Annotated in this window: 21 protein-coding genes; 2 read left to right on the top strand and 19 right to left on the bottom strand. The window is 69.1% G+C overall.

The window, feature by feature from the left end; all coding sequences use genetic code 11:
- Positions 1-12: 12 nt before the first annotated feature.
- Entirely contained in the window at positions 13-978 is a 966-nt protein-coding gene (locus tag AC1D2O_RS10250) for a formylglycine-generating enzyme family protein (RefSeq protein WP_478085718.1), read from the top strand.
- Positions 979-1,033: 55 nt separating this feature from the next.
- On the opposite strand, the gene AC1D2O_RS10255 is transcribed toward AC1D2O_RS10250, so the two are convergent.
- The 4 genes from AC1D2O_RS10255 to AC1D2O_RS10270 are packed head-to-tail and all read right to left on the bottom strand — an operon-like array spanning position 1,034 to position 2,769.
- Complete coding sequence (locus AC1D2O_RS10255; RefSeq protein ID WP_478085720.1) at positions 1,034-1,474, bottom strand: outer membrane lipoprotein; 441 nt, start codon at positions 1,472-1,474, stop codon at positions 1,034-1,036.
- 16 nt (positions 1,475-1,490) lie between these two features.
- Positions 1,491-2,057 (bottom strand): hypothetical protein, encoded by a 567-nt coding sequence (locus AC1D2O_RS10260; RefSeq protein ID WP_478085721.1) that lies wholly within the window; start codon positions 2,055-2,057, stop codon positions 1,491-1,493.
- Positions 2,058-2,104: 47 nt separating this feature from the next.
- Positions 2,105-2,500: a hypothetical protein gene (locus AC1D2O_RS10265; RefSeq protein ID WP_478085722.1), complete on the bottom strand. Its 396-nt coding sequence runs from the start codon at positions 2,498-2,500 to the stop codon at positions 2,105-2,107.
- A gap of 11 nt (positions 2,501-2,511) precedes the next feature.
- Entirely contained in the window at positions 2,512-2,769 is a 258-nt protein-coding gene (locus tag AC1D2O_RS10270) for a hypothetical protein (RefSeq protein ID WP_478085723.1), read from the bottom strand.
- A 247-nt stretch (positions 2,770-3,016) separates the two neighbouring features.
- Between AC1D2O_RS10270 and AC1D2O_RS10275 the strand changes: the two genes are divergently transcribed.
- Positions 3,017-3,406 carry a hypothetical protein gene (locus AC1D2O_RS10275; protein ID WP_478085725.1) on the top strand — a complete coding sequence of 130 codons (390 nt, stop codon included), beginning with the start codon at positions 3,017-3,019 and terminating at the stop codon, positions 3,404-3,406.
- Between the two features lie 4 nt (positions 3,407-3,410).
- On the opposite strand, the gene AC1D2O_RS10280 is transcribed toward AC1D2O_RS10275, so the two are convergent.
- From AC1D2O_RS10280 to AC1D2O_RS10350, 15 genes are all read right to left on the bottom strand, one after another.
- Positions 3,411-4,289 carry a hypothetical protein gene (locus tag AC1D2O_RS10280; protein WP_478085726.1) on the bottom strand — a complete coding sequence of 293 codons (879 nt, stop codon included), beginning with the start codon at positions 4,287-4,289 and terminating at the stop codon, positions 3,411-3,413.
- A gap of 251 nt (positions 4,290-4,540) precedes the next feature.
- Positions 4,541-5,986, bottom strand: a complete 1,446-nt coding sequence (locus AC1D2O_RS10285; RefSeq protein WP_478085727.1) for an NAD-dependent succinate-semialdehyde dehydrogenase — start codon at positions 5,984-5,986, stop codon at positions 4,541-4,543.
- Positions 5,987-6,043: 57 nt separating this feature from the next.
- Entirely contained in the window at positions 6,044-6,664 is a 621-nt protein-coding gene (locus tag AC1D2O_RS10290) for a hypothetical protein (RefSeq protein WP_478085728.1), read from the bottom strand.
- Between the two features lie 513 nt (positions 6,665-7,177).
- The gene (locus AC1D2O_RS10295) at positions 7,178-8,224 is read right to left on the bottom strand and encodes an AI-2E family transporter (protein ID WP_478085730.1); all 1,047 of its coding nucleotides are present in this window, start codon (positions 8,222-8,224) and stop codon (positions 7,178-7,180) included.
- 10 nt (positions 8,225-8,234) lie between these two features.
- Positions 8,235-9,686 (bottom strand): efflux transporter outer membrane subunit, encoded by a 1,452-nt coding sequence (locus AC1D2O_RS10300; protein WP_478156900.1) that lies wholly within the window; start codon positions 9,684-9,686, stop codon positions 8,235-8,237.
- A gap of 11 nt (positions 9,687-9,697) precedes the next feature.
- Entirely contained in the window at positions 9,698-11,362 is a 1,665-nt protein-coding gene (locus AC1D2O_RS10305) for a proton-conducting transporter transmembrane domain-containing protein (RefSeq protein WP_478085732.1), read from the bottom strand.
- Positions 11,359-12,879, bottom strand: coding sequence for a complex I subunit 5 family protein (locus tag AC1D2O_RS10310; protein ID WP_478085734.1), 1,521 nt, complete (start codon positions 12,877-12,879; stop codon positions 11,359-11,361). The genes AC1D2O_RS10305 and AC1D2O_RS10310 overlap by 4 nt, the downstream gene beginning before the upstream one ends.
- Positions 12,880-12,891: 12 nt before the next feature.
- The gene (locus AC1D2O_RS10315; protein ID WP_478085735.1) at positions 12,892-13,236 is read right to left on the bottom strand and encodes an NADH-quinone oxidoreductase subunit K; all 345 of its coding nucleotides are present in this window, start codon (positions 13,234-13,236) and stop codon (positions 12,892-12,894) included.
- The gene (locus tag AC1D2O_RS10320) at positions 13,233-14,165 is read right to left on the bottom strand and encodes a hydrogenase subunit MbhD domain-containing protein (RefSeq protein ID WP_478085737.1); all 933 of its coding nucleotides are present in this window, start codon (positions 14,163-14,165) and stop codon (positions 13,233-13,235) included. The genes AC1D2O_RS10315 and AC1D2O_RS10320 overlap by 4 nt, the downstream gene beginning before the upstream one ends.
- Positions 14,162-14,455 carry a cation:proton antiporter gene (locus tag AC1D2O_RS10325; RefSeq protein WP_478085739.1) on the bottom strand — a complete coding sequence of 98 codons (294 nt, stop codon included), beginning with the start codon at positions 14,453-14,455 and terminating at the stop codon, positions 14,162-14,164. The genes AC1D2O_RS10320 and AC1D2O_RS10325 overlap by 4 nt, the downstream gene beginning before the upstream one ends.
- The gene (locus tag AC1D2O_RS10330; protein WP_478085740.1) at positions 14,452-14,736 is read right to left on the bottom strand and encodes an MrpF/PhaF family protein; all 285 of its coding nucleotides are present in this window, start codon (positions 14,734-14,736) and stop codon (positions 14,452-14,454) included. Before AC1D2O_RS10330 ends, AC1D2O_RS10325 begins: the two co-directional genes overlap by 4 nt.
- Positions 14,729-15,238, bottom strand: a complete 510-nt coding sequence (locus AC1D2O_RS10335; RefSeq protein WP_478085742.1) for a Na+/H+ antiporter subunit E — start codon at positions 15,236-15,238, stop codon at positions 14,729-14,731. Before AC1D2O_RS10335 ends, AC1D2O_RS10330 begins: the two co-directional genes overlap by 8 nt.
- The gene (locus AC1D2O_RS10340; protein WP_478085743.1) at positions 15,235-15,810 is read right to left on the bottom strand and encodes a hypothetical protein; all 576 of its coding nucleotides are present in this window, start codon (positions 15,808-15,810) and stop codon (positions 15,235-15,237) included. The genes AC1D2O_RS10335 and AC1D2O_RS10340 overlap by 4 nt, the downstream gene beginning before the upstream one ends.
- A gap of 31 nt (positions 15,811-15,841) precedes the next feature.
- Positions 15,842-18,907, bottom strand: a complete 3,066-nt coding sequence (locus AC1D2O_RS10345; RefSeq protein WP_478085745.1) for an efflux RND transporter permease subunit — start codon at positions 18,905-18,907, stop codon at positions 15,842-15,844.
- Positions 18,904-20,007: an efflux RND transporter periplasmic adaptor subunit gene (locus AC1D2O_RS10350; protein WP_478085747.1), complete on the bottom strand. Its 1,104-nt coding sequence runs from the start codon at positions 20,005-20,007 to the stop codon at positions 18,904-18,906. The genes AC1D2O_RS10345 and AC1D2O_RS10350 overlap by 4 nt, the downstream gene beginning before the upstream one ends.
- Positions 20,008-20,058 lie beyond the last annotated feature (51 nt).

A 20,058-nucleotide genomic window follows, 5' to 3' on the forward strand; every position in this document is an offset into this window, starting at 1 on the left:
GCCATGCCGCCCATGTCCGATTCCTCCGCCGCCCCCAAGACCGCCCCGCATCCCGCCATGGCGTGGATCCCCGACGGCAGTTTCCTGATGGGATCTGACCGGCACTATCCCGAGGAAGCGCCGGTGCACAAGGTGGCGGTGAAGGGGTTCTGGATCGACACCCACACCATGACCAACGCCGAGTTCAAGCGCTTCGTCGATGCGACCGGCCACGTCACGCTGGCCGAGCGTCCGGCCCGGGCCGAAGACTACCCCGGCGCCGACCCCGAACTGCTCGCGCCCTCCTCGGTGGTCTTCCAGAAGACCGCGGGACCGGTGGACATGGGCAACCCGCACAACTGGTGGACTTATCAACGGGGCGCCAACTGGCGCCATCCGCGCGGACCCGGCAGTTCGCTGCAGGGCCTGTGGAAGCATCCGGTGGTGCATGTCGCCTTCGAGGACGCCGAGGCCTACGCGGTCTGGGCCGGCAAGTCGCTGCCGACCGAGGCCGAGTGGGAGTTCGCGGCCCGCGGCGGGCTCGAGGGCGCCGAATACTGCTGGGGCGACGAATTCAAGGTGCGCGGCCGGTCGATGGCCAACACCTGGCAAGGCCAGTTTCCATGGCAGAACCTGCTCGAGGACGGCTACGAGTGGACCGCGCCGGTCGGCGCCTTCGCGCCCAACGGCTACGGTCTCTACGACATGGCGGGCAACGTCTGGGAATGGACCACCGACTGGTACCAGGAACACGGCCGCATCACCCACGCCTGCTGCACGCTGGACAACCCGCGCGGCGGCCCGGTCGAGGGCAGCTACGACCCGCGAACGCCCGGAGTGCGCATCCCGCGGCGCGTCATGAAGGGCGGGTCGCACCTGTGCGCACCGAACTACTGCCACCGCTACCGGCCGGCGGCCCGCATGGCACAGCCGATCGACACCTCGACCTGCCACCTGGGTTTCCGCTGCGTCGTGCGCGCCGAGCAGGCGCAATCCTGAAAGAGGACGGAGCTGATGAAGACCGTTCCGCCCACCCTGCCCTTGCCCTGAGCGGCTACTGGGGCAGGACGCGGGCGCCCTCGCCGCTGCCTTCGATGTAGACCCGCTGCCCGACGCGCAGCACCGGACCCGTCGGCTGCGTCACCGAGACCAGCACGCCGCTGTTGGTGCGCACCACGATCTGCTGGCCGGCGATCGGCTGCGAGTACCGGTTCGCGACCTCCGCGCCGGCGATGGTGCCGCCGATGGCGCCTGCAACCATCGCCACATCGCGTCCGGTGCCGCCGCCGATCAGGCTGCCGATGCCCAGGCCCGCGAGGCCGCCGACGACCGCGCCCACGCCGGTATGTTGCGAACTCTGGATCTGCGTCGGCGTGATCTGCTCGATGACGCCCTGGCGGATCGTCATCGATCCGGACTGCGAGCCGGGCGCGGCGCAGGCCGCCAGCGTCAGGACCAGGACGAAAGCCGCGATACGGGACAGAAAAGTCTTCATGATCTACCTCGCTCCTTCAAGTGATGGACTGGGGATTCTTCAGCCGAAAGCCGGTCACCAGCAAGGACAGGCCCACCGCCAGCGCAAAGGCGCCGATCAGCAGGCGGCGCCCGTCGGCGGTTCCGAAGCCGAACAGCAGGCCGATGCCCAACAGCAGCGTGCAGGCGCTCACGACCAGCACGGGCACGACCCCGCCGCCGCGCGGGGCCAACGACACTCGCCGGCCTGCCAGCGCGTAGGCCAGCCCGGCCGCGCCGAGCGCGATGCAGGCAGTGATGATGCCGCCGAAGAAGGCGACCGAGCCCAGGATGCGGCCCTCGATGTCCGGATAGGCGAGGGCCACCGCGCCGATCGCCAGGCGGATCAGCGCATCGACCAGCACCAGCACGAAGAGCCAGTTGAAGCGCGGCACCTTGGAGAGCGCGAAGGCCACTGCCAGCGCGAGAAGCCCGTCGACCAGAGCGAAGGTGCCGTTGCGCCCGAGCATCTGCGCCATCGACGATACCGGCGCCAACAGCATGACCAGCGCGAACATCGCGCCGAACGCGCCCCGAAGCAAAAGCAGGACCCGCAGCAAAGGCATGAACGCTACTCCTTATTCATATCCGACGACAGGATGTCGCCCGCAGATCAGCCGCCCGTCCATGGCTCCACCAGTTCCCACGGCGGCGTCTTGGACTTGGTGTTCTTGCAGAAGATGTAGCCGCCCGCGCCGAGCATCGTCTTGTGACGGTTCTCGATATGCGCCAGCCGGCACCCGGCGCGGCCCTTCGGATCCTCGGCCGGCGTGATGCTGCCGCTGTTGGAGGTGGCCGGGTTGTCCCAGCTGACCTTGACGCCGTCCGCACCCGTGTTCAGCGTGCCGTAGATGGTCTTCTTCATCAGATCCATGTCGGCCTTTCCGAACTTGGTGATCGGCGTGTCGCGCATCGAGTTGTAGATGCTCAACGGGGTGGCCGCTGCCGAGGCTGCGGCGGCCACCGCCACGGCCATCGCCAGCCCTTTCAATGTGTCGCTCGTTCGCATGACGAAAGTCCTTACTTGGGGAGAACGAAGTTGATCTGGAACCGGACGAACCAGTCGGAGGCATTGTCAGGCCGAATCACGTTGTAGCCGGCGCCGACAACGAAGTTCATCGGCACGAAGCCTTCGGGCCGGACCCGCAGCGTGACGATGTCGGCGATCGGGTTCGAGAGCTTCTTCTGCAGGTTCGAGTCGTCCTGCGCCCAGGCCCCACAGGCTGCCAACGATGCCGCCGCCATGGCAACCCGGATCGGGCGCTCCGCGATCAACATTTCGGTATCCTCATGAAGGCCGGCATGGCACTGTAGGCGACGAACCGATCTTGGGTGCGTCCGCAAAAGCTGCAAATTGGCCCAACGGGCAACGCCTGCTGCCCTTTCGGGCAATCGGGGTTTTCGCCGAAGTTTCAATTCTTGTGAGCACTTCCCGCAACGGCACCTATTGCCGATAAGACAGCAGGCCGGCGCCGCCGTACCATGAAGCGTGAGACAGATGCATTTCCAGCCAGCAGGGGGACTTATGAAGACACAACAACTCGAACTCGCAGCCATGCTGGCAGCCGTCGTCATGGCCGTGCCCCTGGCGGCAAGCGCCCAGCAGGCCGCGGACGCCGTGGTGCCGATCTCCGGCGAGCAGCAGGAGGCGGACTATCGCGTGATCGCCGCGCGTTGCGGCTCACCGGCCTTCGAGAAGGCCTTCTACAAGCAGTCCAGGGCCGCGGTCTCAGCAGGGCTGGTCACCAAGCACCGCGACCCGGTACAGGTCGAGAAGACCGTCACGGCGCTGCGACGCAGCCCCGTCGTGCTGGTCGCGACCCAGGCGGACTGCGCCGCCGAACTCAAGCGGTTGGCGGAACTGCAGAAGAGCCGCGGCGAGATGCTCAGGAGCGGGCGCGGACCAAGAAAATGATCCCCTACTGGGTCTTCATTCGCTTGTATTCATTGCGCTTCATGTCGAGGTAGTCGCTGCGCTCCACCTCGTGCAACTGGCGCGCATAGCGCTCGGTGCTGTCGAACCACTGCGCCAGGCGCGTCTGCAACTGGGCCTCGGCCGGCGCGTCGAGGTAGGAGTCGATCGCGAGGTAGTAGCGCATGGTGTTGCGCTCCACCACGCCGCGCACGCCGCCGACCAGTTCCGGCTGACCCGATCCGTCCTTGTCCTTCGTACTGAAGCCGACCTTGTCGCTGCCGATCGTCGCGAGGTAGCCCTGCATCGCGATCCGCGCCGCCGTGCCGTAGGCATAGGCGTAGGCCATGTGGATGAACGTCTTGCCGTTGGGCAGGGGCGTCGCCTCGAACTCGATGCGGTAGTCGCGGGTCGACAGCGGCCCCTTGTCGGCGCTCAGGCGCACGCTGAGGTAGTCCGCGGATACGGTCGCAGGTTGCCAGACGAAGTCGATGCGCTGCGCGTCCCCCAGCGGCTGGTCGAACTTTCGACCAACCGAGACCGCCAGGGTGGTCGCCGCCCCACCGCCGCGCACGGCGCAATGCTTGGTGTTCAGATGCAGCATCAGCACATCGCACCACACCGCCGGCTTGCTGAGCGAGGCGCTGACCTGCTCGAAGGGATGATCGACGAGCGCGAAGATGTCGCCGCTCAACTGGCCCGAGGCCTCGCTCGATTCGAGCACCAGCGGCCGCCCGAACACGTTCTTGTCGAACTGCGACTGGACGGCGCTGAACTTGGCCTGCAGCGCCGCGGCGCTGCCGAGCTGCTGTGACCAGGCCACGGCGGGCAGGAGCAGCAGCAGGCAAAGACACAGAACGACCCGGCGAAGCAAAGCGTTTTGCATGATGCCCGCCATTGTGTCCCCGTCCGGCCAGGAAAGAAATGCCGCTCGTCAACGTGGCCGGCGCAGCCAGGCCCGTCGGTGAAACACCGCGGAACCGGCTTCGCCGGGCCGCTGGTGTTGCCCCTGGTCGGGGGCTGAGGGCCGCGGCTCCAAGCCTGCCCGCGCAGGCTTGGACGGCCCGAAGAGCCGCTGCCTCTGGCAGCGACTCGAGGCGCCCGGACACGAAGTGCCGGGCAACCTGGGGGCGAGCCCTATACCGCCATGATGGAAACGGCTTTGGTGTTCAGGTAGTTTTCCATCGCCTCCGGTCCGCCCTCGGATCCGTAGCCGGAATCCTTGATGCCGCCGAAAGGCATTTCGGGCGAAGGCGCGGCCGGCTGATTGATCCACAGCATGCCCACTTCCATGCGCTGCGACAGCAGGTGCGCGTTCTTGATCGACTGCGTGAACGCGTAGCCGGCCAGGCCGAAAGGCAGGCGGTTGGCCTCGGTGATCGCCTCGTCAAGCGAGTCGAAGCCGCGGATGGCCGCGATCGGGCCGAAGGGCTCGTTGTTGAAGACGTCGGCCTCGAGCGACACATCGGTCAGCACGGTCGGCGCGAAGAAATTGCCGCTGCTGCCGACGCGCTCGCCACCGGTGGCGACCTTGGCGCCGGTGGCGCGGGCGTCTTCGAGCACTTTGGCCATGGCACTCAGGCGGCGCGCATTGGCCAGCGGGCCGAGCGTCGTGCCTTCGGCCAGGCCGTCCCCGAGCTTCAGGCTCTCGGCATGCTTCACCATCGCCTGGGCGAAGGCGTCGCGGATGCTGTTGTGCACCAGGAAGCGGGTCGGCGAGATGCAGACCTGCCCGGCATTGCGGAACTTGGCACCGCCCGAGGCCTTCACGGCCAGTTCGACGTCGGCGTCGGCCGCCACGATCACCGGGGCATGGCCGCCGAGCTCCATGGTGGCGCGCTTCATGTGCAGGCCGGCCAGGGCCGCGAGCTGCTTGCCCACCGGGGTCGACCCCGTGAAGGTGACCTTGCGGATGATCGGATGCGGGATCAAATAGCTCGAGATCTCGGCCGGATCGCCGAACACCAGGCCGACCACGCCCTTGGGCACGCCGGCATCGACGAAGGCCTGCAGCAGCGCGGCCGGCGAGGCCGGCGTTTCTTCCGGTGCCTTGACCAGGAAAGAGCAGCCGCTGGCCAGCGCCGCGCCGAGCTTGCGCACGATCTGGTTGATCGGGAAGTTCCAGGGCGTGAAAGCGGCCACGGGGCCCAGCGGCTCCTTCATGACCAGCTGTTGCGCCGCCAGGTTGCGCGAAGGCACGATGCGGCCATAGACGCGGCGGCCTTCGTCGGCGAACCATTCGATGATGTCGGCACCGGCGAGCACCTCGCCACGCGCTTCGACGAAAGGCTTGCCCTGCTCCTGCGTGAGGATGCGGGCGATCTCGGGTGCGCGCTCGCGCACCAGTGCGGCGGCGCGGCGCATGGTGACCGCGCGTTCGTTGGCCGGGATCCGGCGCCAGGCCTCGAAGCCCCGCTGGGCGGCGTCGAGGGCGCGGTCGAGGTCGGCGATCGCCGCAAAGGCGACCTTGCCAATCGGCTTGCCGGTGGCCGGGTTGATCACGTCCTGGGTCTTGCCGCTCGCGGCGTCACACCATTCGCCATCGATCAGCAGGCGGGTGTCGGGGTAGCTGGGGGTGGTCATGCGGAGTCCTTGAATTGCGAGGCCGCCTGGAAGCAGGGGGGCGGCCGCCGATCCTACCTAACTCCGCGGTCGCCGCGATTGCAGCGCCGGGTTGTTCGCGCGCACCCAATAGAACTGCTTTGCCACGGCCGCCGGCTCGATCCGCAGCCGCCGCACCGGCGTTGCGCCGATGAGGCCGTCGACCGAGCAATAGAGCGGCTGGCCCTCGGCGAGGTTTCGATGGGCATCGAGCATCGATCGCAGCGAGATCGCCGTGCTGTTGCGCCCGGTCTCGACCGAGCGCACGAAGAAGCGTTCGCGGGTCGCGACCAGTTGGCTGCGGGAGGTCGGATCGTCGCCGGCGCCGGCAAACCGGACACCCGTCCATGACGCCTCGACGTCGAAGGCCAGCATCACCGCATCGGGCGTGTCGATGCCCTTCAGCGATCCGCTCTGGGCGGCGGCCAGCCAGCCCAGCAGTTGCGGCGTGAGTTCGAAGCAGACCGAATCGGGGGCCGCGCCGGGCAGTCCGGGCACGTCGACGAAGACGCTCCTGCAACTGCGGCTCGCGCTTTCGATCCGTCGCGCCTGCTGCCGGCGCCGTCTCGCGCGCACGTGGGCGACGGCCGCGAATCCGGCCACCGGCGCGGCGACGGCGAGGACCTTGAAGGCATCGTAGCCATAGCCGGTCAAGGTCATCCCCGCCCCTTCCTCAGGCACGTGCCGCGGCTGTCGTACTCCGACCTGGGATTCACGCTGGCTCCTCGTCGCGACCTGCCGCCCCGACCGACACGGCGGGTGGCATGCGCTGACCGTATATCGGCGGCGCAGCGGAAAACTTGAAGGGCCGGCGTTGCACGGGCGTGACGCCGGCGTCCATTTCAGCGCGCCGATCCGCTCGCCTGCTGCAGGTTCACGATATTCTGAAAGCTGGCGCAATAGGCTCGCCCCCAGGTTGCCCGGCACTTCGTGTCCGGGCGCCCACCCCCTACCGGGGGCAACACCAGCGGACTGGCAAAGCCAGATCCGCGGTGTTTCACCAACGGGCCTGGCTGCGCCGGCCAATCAAACTCCATCGTGGTGCTTCTTTTCGGCTGCGCGGAGCGCGCCCCTTCGGGGGCAGCCGCGGAACCGGCTTCGCCGGGCCGCCGGCTGCGCCCCCGGAAGGGGGTGGGCGTCCCGACACGAAGTGCGGGACAACCTGGGGGAGAGCTAAGGCCTGCCGTTCTGCGATAGCAGGACGGCGATGGGACGGGTGCCGGGGAACTCCGAGAAGATGATGGTCATCATGGCGGTGATCGGCACCGCGAGGAAGGCGCCGGGCACGCCCCACAGGGCGACCCAGACGGCGAGGCTCACGAGGATCGCAAACGGACTCAGGTTGAGCGAGTTCCCCATCATGTAGGGGTCCAGGAAGTTGCCGATCAGGAACTGGACCACGGCCAGCATCATCATGATCTGGATGGCCTCGCCGGCGCCGCCGAACTGGGCCACGGCCATCAGCCCCGGCAGCACCACGCTCAGGAACGAGCCGATGTACGGAACATAGTTCAGCAAGGCGATCATCACCGCCCAGAAGCCGGCGAATTCAAGGCCGGCCAGGCGCATGATCACGTAGCTCAGCGCGCCGAGCAGCACGCCGAGGAAGGTTTTGAGCGCCAGATACATGCCTACCCGTGAATTGATGTCGGCGATGACCTGCTTGATGCGCTGCGCATGCTGCGGGCTGCGCGCGATGGCCGAGATCTTCACGTCGAGACGGCCGCGCTCGACCAGCAGGAAGCAGGCATACAGCGCGACCACGATCACGGTGGCGAACAGCGACGACAGCGACGACAGCGCCGAGCCGACCACCCGCTGCAGGCTCACCTGCGCCAGCAGGTCGCGCCGGAGCGTGGTCCATGTCGGCTCCGCCTCGACACGCATCAGCACCGCCACCCGCTGCACCGCCGCCAGCAGCGATTCCTGGTAGCGCGGCGCCATGGCGATCACGCTGTCCTTGTTGGCCAGGATGGTGTAGACCACCAGCCCCAGGCCGAGCGCGATGATCAGCACCGACAGGATCGAGATCACCAGCTGCGGCAAGGCCGGCCCCAGCAGCGGCACCCCGCCGATCAGGCGCGCCAGGCCGAGGATCACGTAGACCACGAAGACGCTGAACATGATCGGCACGAACACGTTGCGCCCGATGTAGAACACCCAGCCGATCATCAGCGCGATCGCGGTGCCGTAGACGAGCGTCTGGAATCGTTCGTTCATGCCGATGCCGTCAGCGCGTGCGCCTGTCCGCCATGTCGACCGGACGCGGCGTCTGCGAATCCGCGACATCCACCCAGCCGCCGCCCATCGCCTGGTACACGCCGATCGCCTGCGTATAGCGATTGGCCTGCAAGGTCACGAAGGCGAGTTCGGCAGCGAACAGTTCGTTGTCGGCCACCAGCACCTCGAGATAGCCGACCAGGCCGTTCTCGAACTTGAGCCTGGACAGCCGCGCGAATTCGCGCAGCGCCTTGACGCGCCCGCGCTGGAACTCGACCCCCTCGATGCTCTTCTGCGTGCCGATCAGCGCATTGTTGGTGTCGCGCAAGGCGCCCAGGACGGTCTGCTGGTAGACCAGCTCGGCCTGCGCCTTCTGTGCCTCGGCCGAGCGGACCTGCCCCTCGATGGCGCCGAAGGTGAAGATCGGACCGGTCAGGCCCGCGACCACCGACCACGCGGTGGCCGGACCGGTCAGGAAGTTGCTGAAGGAGGTGCTGGTGGAGCCCAGGGCGCCGGTCAACGAGAGGCTCGGATAGTAGAGCGAGCGAGCGACGCCGATGCTGGCGTTCGCGGCCACCAGGTTCTGCTCGGCCGCCAGGATGTCCGGACGCCGCTGCAGCAGGTCGGAAGGCAGGCCTGCCGGGATCAGCGGCGCAAGCAGTTCGTCGATGGTCCGCCCGCGCGGGATCGACGCCGGATCACGGCCCAGCAGGATCGAGATCTGGTTCTCCAGCGTCGCGATCTGCTGCTCGAAGGTGGGGATCGCGGTGAGCGCCTGCTGGTACTGGGAGCGCACCTGCATCACCTCGGTCTGCGACACCAGGCCGGACTTGAAGCGCAGCTCGAAGATGCGCGCGGTCTCGCCGAAGTTGGCGGCGGTGGACTTCGCGATCTCGAGTTGGCGGTCGAGTGCGCGCAGCGCGATATAGCTGGTCGCCACGCCTGTGACGAGCGTGAGCACGACGCCGCGCTGGGCCTGCTCGCTGGCATAGACCTGGGCCTGGGCGGCTTCGCTCATGCGCCGCACGCGGCCGAAGAGATCGATCTGCCAGGTTGCGTTCAGGCTCGCCTGATACAGCGAGAAATAGTTGCTGACGGGCTCCGGGATCGGCGGCTGGCCTTCGCGGCTGGCCCGCGTGCGGGCGGCCCCGGCGCCATAGCCGAGCTGCGGATAGGCCTGCGAATCGGTGGTGGTCAGGGCGCCGAGGAACTGGTCGATGCGTGCCGCCGCGACGCGAACGTCCAGGTTGTCGCGCAGCGCCGTCTCGATCAGCTGGTTCAGGGCGGGGTCGCCGAACTGCTCCCACCATTTCGTGTTGGCGACCTCGGCCGCCTTCGGGTAGTCGATCCGCCATGCGGTCGGCGACTGCACCGACGGCCGCACGAAGTCCGGCCCGACGGTGCAACCCGCAAGACCGACCAGGACCGCGGCGCAAACCGCTGCGAGCGTTAACTTCCTCATCTCGTTCTCCTTCAGCCGAGCGCCATCAGCGCGTAGCCGAACAGCAGTGACACTACCAGCAATGCGATGCTCGCCACGGCCCAGCGCCGCGCGAAAGTGTCGATCATTTCAAATGCACGGCCTCCCGCCGTGACGCCGCCGCCGAGCCGGCCCAGCGCGACGCCGACATCGCCCGCCGGAATGCGCGGCAGGTGTCGGCCGAGGCTGTCCAGGCCGAGCGCGATGGCGCCGCCGATCAGAACCGGCCACAGGGCCGCCCACAACGCGGACGGCGCCAGCGCCTGGGGCAGCGCGCCGAGCGGCAGTGCCAGGCACAGCGCCCACGGCAGCGCCACCGAGGCCAGCGCCATCGCCAGCCAGGCCCCGACCAGCACGGCCGGCGCGCGTGCGCCCGGGTCGATGGCGGTGTCCGCACTCAGCCGTCGCAGGAAATGGACCATCAGCAGCGTGGTGGCGATCGACGACACGACCGCCACGGTGGCGGCCAGGCCGCTGCCCATGAGGTCCTTGGCCGCGTACTTGGCCAGCGCGCCACCGGTCAGCGGCAGGCCGCCGAGCCCCAGGGCGATCACCGCGGCCGGCAGCAGCATCGGCCACAGGTGCCGGCGGCCGGTCAGCATGACCACGCCGACGGCGAGAAACAGCGCGCCCTTCACGAGCAGGTGGTGTGCGGCATAGAAGGCTGCGGCCAGCGCGGTGCCCGGGTCTCCGGCGGCCAGGCCCATGCCGATCACCGCCACCAGGAAGCCCATCTGGCTGACGCTGGAGTAGGCAAGAATCAGCTTGGGCTGGGTTTGCGTGAGGCCGATCGCGACGCCGTAAAGGGCGCCGAAGAGGCCGACCGCCGCCAGCGGCAGGCCGAAGTCCGGCAGCGCGACGTCCAGCGGCAGGAAGCGGATCAGGGCGATGATGCTGGCCTTGACCACCGCGCCACTCATCACCGCGGCGGCCGGGATCGGCGCGGCGCCGTAGGCGATCGGCATCCAGAAATGCAGCGGCACCAGGCCGGCCTTCATGCCGAGGCCGACGATCAGCAGCAGCAGCGTGAGATCGCGCCAGGGCGAGCCGGGCAGCGCCGCCGCGGCGTCGCGGATCAGCAGGCTGCCGTCGGGCGTGGCCTGGGCGAGCAGCAGCAAGCCGGCGAGCAGGAAGGCCTCGGCCAGCAGGGCGAGCCCGAGATAGAGAGCGCTGGCGCGCCAGGCATCGGGCCCGTCGCCCTGAAGCACGAGGCCGCTGGCGCCGACGCTCAGCACCGCGAGCAGGAAATAGAAGCCGATCAGGTCGGCCGCCAGGAAGACGCCGACACAGCCGGTCAGGGTCATCAGCCAGCAGACGATGACGCCATCGCGGTCGGGCCGGTCGCGCAGCCAGCGCGCGGCATAGGCGCCCGCGAAGATCCACAGCAGCGAAGCGACGGCCAGCAGCATCGCGCCCGGCACATCGAGCGCGAAGGTCAATGCGAAGAAGGCATTGCCCAGCACCAGCTCGGGCTCACTGCCGGCCAGCAAGGCCGCGGCCAGGGCCGGCACCGGTGCCAGCACGAACAGCGCCGGCAGGCGCCGCCGCAGCCGCGGGAACGCGCATGCGAGCAGCAACAGCAGCGGCACGCCGAGCGCCAGCGGCAACAGCACCGGTACCTCGAACACCACGGCGGCAAGCGTGACGGAACCGATCATCGCGCCCCCATCGACAGCCCGCCGGTGCGGCCGATCTGGGCCACGTCGACCGGCAGCAGCGCCGCCACGCCGAGCAGGAACGAGCACAGCGCGAGCGCCAGCACCGCCGCCTGCTGGTAGCGCGGAACGCGCGCCTTCGGCACCCAGCCGAGCGCGGCCGGCGCCATCGCGCGCACCACCACCATGAACACGTAGGCGCTGGTCAGCAGGCCGCCCGCCAGCATCACGACGACCCACCACCACTGGGCCGTGGCGATCGCGGCCGACAGCAGCAGCCACTTGGCGAGGAAGCCGCCCGAAGGCGGCAGCCCGATCAGCGAGGCGCCCGCCAGCGCGAAGGCCACCATGGTCATCGGCAGGGCCCGCCCGGCGCCGCGCAGGTCGGCGACGCGGTCATGGCCGAGCGTGCTGTAGATGAGTCCGGCCGCCATGAACATCGCGGCCTTGGCGGTCGCATGGGAGATCGCCTGCAGCAAGCCACCGGTGACCGCGACAGCGCTGTCGATCTGCGCGGCGTCGAGGCCCGCGACCAGCGGGAACATCAGGAACAGGTAGCCGATCTGGGCCACGGTCGAGTAGGCGATCAGCAGCTTCAGGCGGGCCTGGCGCAGGGCCACGACGTTGCCCACCAGGATCGCCGAGGCGCCCAGCGCCGCGAGCAGCTGCGCCGAGGGCAGCGTCACGACGCCGGCGAAGACGTCGACCCACAGGCGCACCACCAGGAACCAGGCGCCCTTGATCACCAGCGCGGACAACAGCGCGCTGGCCGCCGCGGGAGCGCCTGCATGCGCGGGCGGCAGCCACAGGTGAAGCGGAAAGAGCGCGGTCTTGGCCAGCAGCCCGGCGGTCATCAGCGCCGCGGCGGCCCACGCCACCGGTTCGGGTCCGACCCGGGCGGCCAGCAGCGAGATGTCGAGCGTGCCGTAGGCGCCGTAGAGCAGGAAGGCGCCGAGCAGATAGAACATCGAGCCGAGCAGCGCGTACAGAAGGTAGCGCAGTGCCGCCTGCAAGGTCTCGCCGCGGCCGTCGAGGCTGACCAATGGAACGCCGGCGAAGGTGAGCAATTCGAGCGCCACGTACAGAGTGAACACATCGCCGCTGACGAACACCAGATTGAGCGCGCCCCAGACGGCCAGCAGCAGCAGCCAGAAGGTCAGCGGGCCGCGCTTCTCGCGCACGCCGGCCGGCGTTGCGAAGTCGCCCCCCGCATAGACGCCGATGGCCGCGATCACCAGCGCCACGACCACCATCATGCAGACCGACAGTCCGTCCGCGCGCAGCGCCACGCCAAGGGGCGGCGCCCAGCCGCCGAGCAGGTAGACCAGCGCGTCGCCGGAGCTGATCAACGCATCGGCGATCAGGACCACCACGCCGATCCCGACGGCGATGGTCGCCCAGGCCACCCGCTGCGCATGGCGGCCGCCGAGCACCAGCCCGAGCATCACGCCGGCAAAGGGCAGCAGCACTGCCAGCACCAGCAGCAGGCCGCCGGGCGTCGTCGTCAAATCCACAGGCATCGAAAGCGGCACTCAGGGCTCTCCGTCCACAGGCTTCGCCGCGGCTGCACCGCCCTCGGCCGACAGCGAGCCGGAGCCCGTTTCCTCGAACAGGCGCAGCAGCAGCGCGACCGCCAGTGCCGAAGCTGCGAAAGCCACCACGATGGCGGTGATCAACAGCGCCTGCGGCACCGGGTCGCCGCCCATCCCGGCGGCCGCACCCCGGCGCGCGATGACCGCGCAGACCAGGAAGATGCCGTTGCCGATCAGGTTGAAGGCGAGCACCTTGCGCAGCGGCTGCGGGTTCACGATCAGGCCATAGAGCCCGAGGCCCACCAGCACGGCGGCACAAAGACCGAAGAGAGTCGTCGTGTTCATGGTCTTCGCGGCGCCCCGGTCAGCAGCAAGGCCAGCGTCACCGCCAGCGAGGGCATCAGCGCGGCCTCGATCACGATGATCAGCGGCTTCGCCAGACCTCCCGGATAGGCCAGGAAGGCGCCGGCGCTCCACGCGCCCAACAGGCCGATCGCGATGAACACCGCCGGCCCGCCGACCAGCGCCACGCGCAGCCAGGTCCCGCTGACCGCGGGCGCGTCCCGCAAGCCCGCCATCATGACGAGCAGCCACATCGCGGCCAGCACCGTGGCGCCCTGAAACTTGCCGCCCGGATGATCGGCACCGACCCACAGGATGTAGACCCCGACCACGATGCCGATCGGCGGCAGCACGCGCGCCAGCCAGGCCAGGATGCCGTTCGGGTCGGCGACCGGCGCCGGGCCCGGGCGTCCGCCCCAGAAGCGGTCGGGCGCCAGCGACCAGATGCCGATCAGGGCGAACAGCAGCACCACGGCCTCGAGCAGCGTGTCCATGGCGCGGAAGGCCAGCAGCACCGCGGTGATCGGGTTGCCGACACCCGTCGAGGCAATGTTCTGCACCACCTCGGGCGCCAGCGTGGGCCCGGGATCGGGCAGCAACAGCACGCAAGCGGCGATCACCGCGGCGACGGCCGCGGCCAGGATCGCGGCCAGCACGCGCGTGAGAAGGCCCGGCCGCTCGGCGCGGGCTGCCGCTTCGGTCTTGCGCAGCCGCGATGCGGCGCCGATCAGCAGCGCGCCGGTGAGGCCGGCACCGATCGCGGCCTCGGTCATCGCGACGTCGATCGCCGACAGCTGCAGCCACACCAGCGTGAGCAGCAGGCCATAAGGGATGAAGCCGGCCACGGCCGCGAAGGTGTCGCGCGCCACGATGGTCCAGAGCGCGAGCGACAGGAACAGGATCGCCAGCGCGATGTTGAGAGCAAGGCTCATGGCTTCGCTCCGCCGCGCGGCACGGCGCGCGCAATGAGCTGCGAGACCACCGCCGAAGCCAGCAGCACCAGCAGCCAGATCAGGATCAGCTTGATCGCCGCGCCCACGCTGCCGGCCTGCGGCAGCAAGCCCAGCACCACCAGGCCCAGCCCGAGGTTGTCGGCCTTGGTCAATGCGTGCAGCCGGGTGAAGGTGTCGGGAAAGCGCAGCAGGCCGACCGTGCCGGCCAGAAAGAAGAAGGCGCCGGCGGACACGGCCACGACGGTGAAGATATCGGCGGCCAGGTTCACGGACGGTCCTCGGCGTCGGTCGGCTCCGCAGCCGAGCCGGCCTTGACGAAGGCGATGGCGGCGAAGCCCGCCAGCAGCGCCAGGATCAGGGCCACGTCGATGACCGCGCCGACGTCGGCGGTCGCCGCGCCCAGCAGCAGGAAGGCGGCGATGCCGCCGGTTCCGAACAGCTGTGCCGCCATCATGCGATCGACATTGCCCGGCCCGCGCAGCACGCAAACCAAGCCGAGCGCGACCATCGCCAGCACGAAGGCAGTGGCGCCGAGCAGGAAGCTATGCATGGCTCCTCCCCGCGACCAGCACCTTCTCGAGCAGCGCTTCTTCCTCGGCCATCTGCTCGGCGACCGGTTCGCCAATGTCCAGGCAGTGATAGAGAACGCCGCCCTCGACGTCCCCGGCCGGCACCGAGCCCGGCAGCAGGCTGGTGATCGACGTGAATTCATTGCGCGCCAGGCCCGGCGGAAACTTGATCGCACAGACCACGAAGCCCGGCCGCAGCGGCATCCGCGGATGGAGCGCCCGGCGGGCGACGTCGACACCGGCCAGCACCGACTGCCACAGGAAATGCGGCACGAAACCGAGCAGCGCGCCGAGCCGCACATGGCCCGCCTCGGGCGGCAGCAGCCGCAGGCTGGCGAAGGTGCCGGCGACGACCGCAACCAGCCCGACCCCGAGGTCGGCCGGCTTGACGCTGGGCATCAGCACCAGCCAGAGCAGGAGAAACAGCAGGCCGCGAACCAGCGCCGTGGTGCGCCGCGCGTGCGCTGCGAAAGCGGGCTTCATGCGGTCGACCTCGTGCCGCCGCCGGCGCAGACCAGGCGGACGTCGAGTTCGCTCAGGCGCTCGTAGAGCCGGGCCTCGGCGCGCACCGGCCACCAGTCGTAGAGGAAGATCTCCATCGGCCGCCACAGCGCGACCCAGGCGCCGATCACCAGGCTGTCGTGGATCAGCGTCGCGTAGCGCCCCTTGCTGACGAAGCTGGCGATCGACTCGCCGACGATGGCGGCCGTGCCGACGAACAGCACGCCGATCAGGAGGCTGATGCGGCCGGTGCGGAACATCTTGCGCAAGCCGCGCCACGTGGCCAGCGCACGCTGGCGGAAGTACTCGTCGACGGCCTCCTTCAGCATCGCGGCATCGGCCGGCGTGACGCTCTCGGCATCGACGTGCACGACCAAGTCCAGCGGCCGGCCGGCCGGGACCTCCTGCGCCCACTCGACGATGTAGGCCTGCGCCTTGGGATCGAGGTCGCGCTTGCGGAAAGGCGCGGGATCCATCGAGTTGAACAGTTGCCTCAGCTCGGCCACATGCAGGTCGAGCACCACGGGCTTGGGAGGTGTTGCGGCTACCTGCATGGAGATCGACCGATGAGCCGGAGCCGCCCGCTCACGCCGGCTCGACCGCGCCCGCTGGCGGCATGGGTTTCTCGTTGCCGAACGCCAGCATGTACAGCGTCGGCAGGAAGACCAGCGTCAGCACGGTGGCGACCAGCAGCCCGCCCATGATCGCGAAGGCCATCGAGCCCCAGAACACCGTGGGCGCGATCGGGATCAGGCCGAGCACGGTCGAGATCGAGGTCAGCATCATGGGCCGCATCCGCGAGGTGGCCGCAGACACCACCGCGTCGAGCACGCCCTGCCCCTCCGCGCGGTTGGTCTCGATCTGGACGATCAGGATCACGCCGTTCTTGGCGATCATGCCGATCAGCGCCAGGATGCCCAGGATGGCGACGAAGCCCAGCGGCCGATTGAAGACCAGCAGCGTGATGACCACGCCGATCAGGCCCAGCGGCATCACGCAGACCACCATGGCGAGGCGCCGGAAACTCACCAGCAGCACCATCATGCTCAGCAGCATGAGCACGATCATCAGCGGCACCACGGCGAACACCGAGGCGCTCGACTCGGCGCTTTCCTCGGACAGGCCGCCGGTCTCGATCTTGTAGCCCTTGGGCAGCTTGGCGTTGAGTTCGACGATCTTGGGCGCCAGCGCCTCGACCACGGTGTCGGGCAACGCGCCGTGGATGACGTCGGCGCGCACCGTGAGCGTCGGCACCCGGTTGCGGCGCCAGACCAGCGGCGATTCCTGCTCTTCGGAGAAGGTCGCGAACTGGCTCAGCGGCACCATCCGGCCGCTGGCGGTGGGCACCTGCAGCGTGCTCAGGGTCTGCAGCGACAGGCGCTGCTCGGCGCTGGCCCGGGCCACCACGTTGACCAGGTAGATGTCGTCGCGCACCTGCGTGACCGGGGTGCCGGTCACGGTGGCGTTCATGATGCCGGCCAGCGCGGCGGAGCTGATGCCGAGCTGGCGCGCCTCGTCCTGGTTGATCCGGATCTGGATCTGCCGCGCGGGCTCCATCCAGTCGAAGTTGACATGCCGGGCTTGCGGATGCGACCCGAGGAGGCCGGCCAGCTCGAGCGAGATCCTGCGGACCTCGTCCTTGTCGGGCCCCATCACGCGGTACTGCAGCGGCCAGCCCACCGGCGGCCCGAGCTCCAGCGGCGAGATGCGCGCGACGAGGTCCGGGAACTGCTCGGCCAGCGCCTTCTCGAGCTTGAGCTGCAGCCGGTCGCGCGCCTCGAGGTCCTTGGCGACCACGATCACCTGGGCGAAGAAGGGGTTGGCCAGCTGCGCGTTGAGCGTGAGGATGAAGCGCACCGCGCCACGGCCCACGTAGGTGCTGAAGTGGTCGACGTCCGGGTCGTCCTTGAGCAGGGCCTCGAAGCGCTTGGCCTGCTCCTCGGTCGCATAGATCGAGGCGTTCTGGCGCAAGGTCAGGTCGACCGTGAGCTCGGGCCGGTCGGAGGCCGGGAAGAACTGCTGCGGCACGAAGCGCACCAGGAACATCGACGCCACGAAGGCCGCGAGCGTGAGCCCGATGGTCAGCCACTTGGCCCGGATCGCGCCCTTCAGGAAGCCGCTGAAGGCATTCAGGAACTTGCTGGGCTTGACCACCGCATCGGCCTTGGGCGTCTTGAGCAGCGCCTTGCCGACCAGCGGCGCGAAGATCACGGCGCCGAGCCAGGAGACGATCAGCGCGATCGCCACCACGGCGAAGATCGAGAAGGTGTACTCGCCCGCCGAGCTGCGCGCGAAGCCGATCGGCACGAAGCTCGAGATCGACACCAGCGTGCCGATCAGCATCGGCGCGGCCAGCGTTCGGTAGGCGAAGGTCGCGGCCTGGTCCTTGGTGTCGCCGGCCGCGAGCCGGTTCAGCATGGCGTCGACCGTAGTCATGGCGTCGTCGACCAGCAGCGTCAGCGCGATGATCAGCGCCCCGAGCGAGACCCGGTGCAGGTCGATGTGCACCAGGTCCATGACCGCGAACACGATCGCCAGCGTCAGCGGGATCGACAGCGCCACCACCGCCCCCGGGCGCATGCCCAAGCTCACGAAGCTGCACACCAGGATGATCGCGATGGCCTGCCACAGCGAGGCCATGAAGTCGTTGATCGCGACGTCGACCGTGACGGCCTGGTCGGCCACCAGCGTGGGCTCGATGCCGTGCGGCAGGTTGGCCGTGATGTCCGCCATCTCGGCCTTGATGTTGCGGCCCAGCGCCAGGATGTCGCCGGCGTCGCGCATCGCGATCGCGAGGCCGATGGCCGGCTTGCCGTTGACGCGGAACATCGGCTGCGGCGGATCGGTGAAGCCGCGCCGCACGGTCGCGATATCGCCCAGGCGGATGTTGCGCCCGCCCAGCACCAGATTGACCGCCTCGATGTCGCGCTCGGAATCGAAGGCGCCCGTGACGCGCATGAACATGCGCTCCTGCTCGGTGTGCAGGGTGCCGGCCGGGCGGATCACGTTCTGCTGCTGCAGTGCCGCCACGATCGCGCCGTAATCCAGCCGCAGGCCCGCGAGCCGCTCGGTCGAGAACTCGATGAAGATCTGCTCGTCCTGGGCGCCGAGCACCTCGATCTTCGAGACGTCGGGCACCTGCAGCAGGCGCGAGCGCGCCGACTCCACCTGGTCGCGCAGCTCGCGGAAGGTGTAGCCGTCGGCCGTGAAGGCATAGATGATGCCGAAGGTGCTGCCGAAGTCGTCGTTGAAGAAGGGGCCGACCACGCCCGAGGGCAGGGTCTGGCGCATGTCGCCGATGTTCTTGCGCACCTGGTACCAGATGTCGGCCACCTCGCCGGGCGGCGTCGACTGCTTCAGGTCGACGAAGATCGTGGTCTGGCCGGCCGTCGTGTAGCTGCGCACGCGGTCGAGGTGATGGGTTTCCTGCAGCGTGCGCTCGAGCCGCTCGGTGACCTGCGACAGGGTCTCGTCGACCGTGGCGCCGGGCCAGCCCGCGGCCACGATCATGGTGCGGAAGGTGAAGGTCGGGTCTTCGCCGCGACCCAGCTTCAGGAACGAAAAGGTGCCCGCGACGACCGCGATGATCATCAGGAACACCACCAGCGAGCGCTTCGAGAGCGCCCACTCCGACAGGTTCGGGCCGATCACTTCGCGGCCTCGAGCCAGCGGACCTTCTGCCCCGGCCGCAGCGCCTGCGCGCCGGCCGTGACGATCACGTCGCCCGGTGCGAGCCCCTTCGTGACCTGGACGCGGGACGCGTCATAGGCGCGGACCTCGACATTGCGCGCCGACACCGTGCCGGCCTTGGTATCGACGATCCAGACGGCGGTCTGCCCGCCGCTGCGCGTGAGCGCACTGGCCGGGATGTCGAGCGCCGCCTCGGTGTTGAGCTTCATGCGCCCCGTGACGGTGCTTCCCAGGCGCATGGCCGCGGGCGGATTGATCAGGCGGACCCGGACCGCGAAGGTGCCGGTGACCGGGTCGGCGCGCGGCGAGACCTCGCGCACCTTGCCGACCGCCGTGACGCTCGGGTCGCCGCCGAGCGCGACCGTGATGTCGGGATTGCTCGGCGCGATGTCCTTGATCTGCGCCGGCACGTCGAAGACGGCGTCGATCGCGCCCTCGCGCGCGACCTGCACCACCATCCGGCCGGCCCCCACCACTTCGCCGGGCTCCGCGCCGCGCGCCGTCACGACGCCGGCCACGTCGGAGAGCAGGCGGGTGTAGCTCAGGCGGTTCTGCGCGATGTCGACCAGCGACTGCGCCGAATTGATCTGCGACTGCGTGACCTTGAGCATCGCCTCGGATTGCTCGAAGGACGCGCGCGAGACCGCGTTCTCGGCCAGCAGGTCGCGCATCCGGTTGAACATGTTGCGCGCCTCCGCGCCCTGGGCCTGCGCCGCGGCCAGCTGGGCCCGTGCGGATTGCAGGCTGCTGTCCTCGTTCATCTGGTCGAGCCGGGCCAGCAGCTGGCCGGGCCTGACCCGGTCGCCGATGTCCACGTTGCGCTCGATCAGCCGGCCGTCGATCCGGAAGGACTGGTTGACCTCGCTCTGCGCCTGCACGCGTCCGGTCAGGGACACCGAGTCGCCGACCGTGCGGCGCTCGATCGTCATCGCCCGGACCGGCCGGATCTCGGGGGCCGGGGCCTCTTCGGCACGCCGGCAGGCCGACAACGACACCACGGCCGCGAGCGCGAGCAGCGCCGTGGTGCTCGGCAATTTACGAATGCGTTGGGCAGCAGACACGTGCTGTCTTCCTCTCTCTGTTGATCGATCGTCCGGGCGCCTCGCGGCAGC

It is taken from the genome of Variovorax sp. P1_G12 (assembly GCF_056405555.1).

What these genes read in the sequence shown, in the direction of transcription:
- AC1D2O_RS10250 (WP_478085718.1), top strand. Translation starts at nt 13, where the DNA reads ATGTCCGATTCCTCCGCCGCCCCCAAGACCGCCCCGCATCCCGCCATG.
- AC1D2O_RS10255 (WP_478085720.1), bottom strand. Translation starts at nt 1,474, where the DNA reads ATGAAGACTTTTCTGTCCCGTATCGCGGCTTTCGTCCTGGTCCTGACG.
- AC1D2O_RS10260 (WP_478085721.1), bottom strand. Translation starts at nt 2,057, where the DNA reads ATGCCTTTGCTGCGGGTCCTGCTTTTGCTTCGGGGCGCGTTCGGCGCG.
- AC1D2O_RS10265 (WP_478085722.1), bottom strand. Translation starts at nt 2,500, where the DNA reads ATGCGAACGAGCGACACATTGAAAGGGCTGGCGATGGCCGTGGCGGTG.
- AC1D2O_RS10270 (WP_478085723.1), bottom strand. Translation starts at nt 2,769, where the DNA reads ATGTTGATCGCGGAGCGCCCGATCCGGGTTGCCATGGCGGCGGCATCG.
- AC1D2O_RS10275 (WP_478085725.1), top strand. Translation starts at nt 3,017, where the DNA reads ATGAAGACACAACAACTCGAACTCGCAGCCATGCTGGCAGCCGTCGTC.
- AC1D2O_RS10280 (WP_478085726.1), bottom strand. Translation starts at nt 4,289, where the DNA reads ATGCAAAACGCTTTGCTTCGCCGGGTCGTTCTGTGTCTTTGCCTGCTG.
- AC1D2O_RS10285 (WP_478085727.1), bottom strand. Translation starts at nt 5,986, where the DNA reads ATGACCACCCCCAGCTACCCCGACACCCGCCTGCTGATCGATGGCGAA.
- AC1D2O_RS10290 (WP_478085728.1), bottom strand. Translation starts at nt 6,664, where the DNA reads ATGACCTTGACCGGCTATGGCTACGATGCCTTCAAGGTCCTCGCCGTC.
- AC1D2O_RS10295 (WP_478085730.1), bottom strand. Translation starts at nt 8,224, where the DNA reads ATGAACGAACGATTCCAGACGCTCGTCTACGGCACCGCGATCGCGCTG.
- AC1D2O_RS10300 (WP_478156900.1), bottom strand. Translation starts at nt 9,686, where the DNA reads ATGAGGAAGTTAACGCTCGCAGCGGTTTGCGCCGCGGTCCTGGTCGGT.
- AC1D2O_RS10305 (WP_478085732.1), bottom strand. Translation starts at nt 11,362, where the DNA reads ATGATCGGTTCCGTCACGCTTGCCGCCGTGGTGTTCGAGGTACCGGTG.
- AC1D2O_RS10310 (WP_478085734.1), bottom strand. Translation starts at nt 12,879, where the DNA reads ATGCCTGTGGATTTGACGACGACGCCCGGCGGCCTGCTGCTGGTGCTG.
- AC1D2O_RS10315 (WP_478085735.1), bottom strand. Translation starts at nt 13,236, where the DNA reads ATGAACACGACGACTCTCTTCGGTCTTTGTGCCGCCGTGCTGGTGGGC.
- AC1D2O_RS10320 (WP_478085737.1), bottom strand. Translation starts at nt 14,165, where the DNA reads ATGAGCCTTGCTCTCAACATCGCGCTGGCGATCCTGTTCCTGTCGCTC.
- AC1D2O_RS10330 (WP_478085740.1), bottom strand. Translation starts at nt 14,736, where the DNA reads ATGCATAGCTTCCTGCTCGGCGCCACTGCCTTCGTGCTGGCGATGGTC.
- AC1D2O_RS10335 (WP_478085742.1), bottom strand. Translation starts at nt 15,238, where the DNA reads ATGAAGCCCGCTTTCGCAGCGCACGCGCGGCGCACCACGGCGCTGGTT.
- AC1D2O_RS10340 (WP_478085743.1), bottom strand. Translation starts at nt 15,810, where the DNA reads ATGCAGGTAGCCGCAACACCTCCCAAGCCCGTGGTGCTCGACCTGCAT.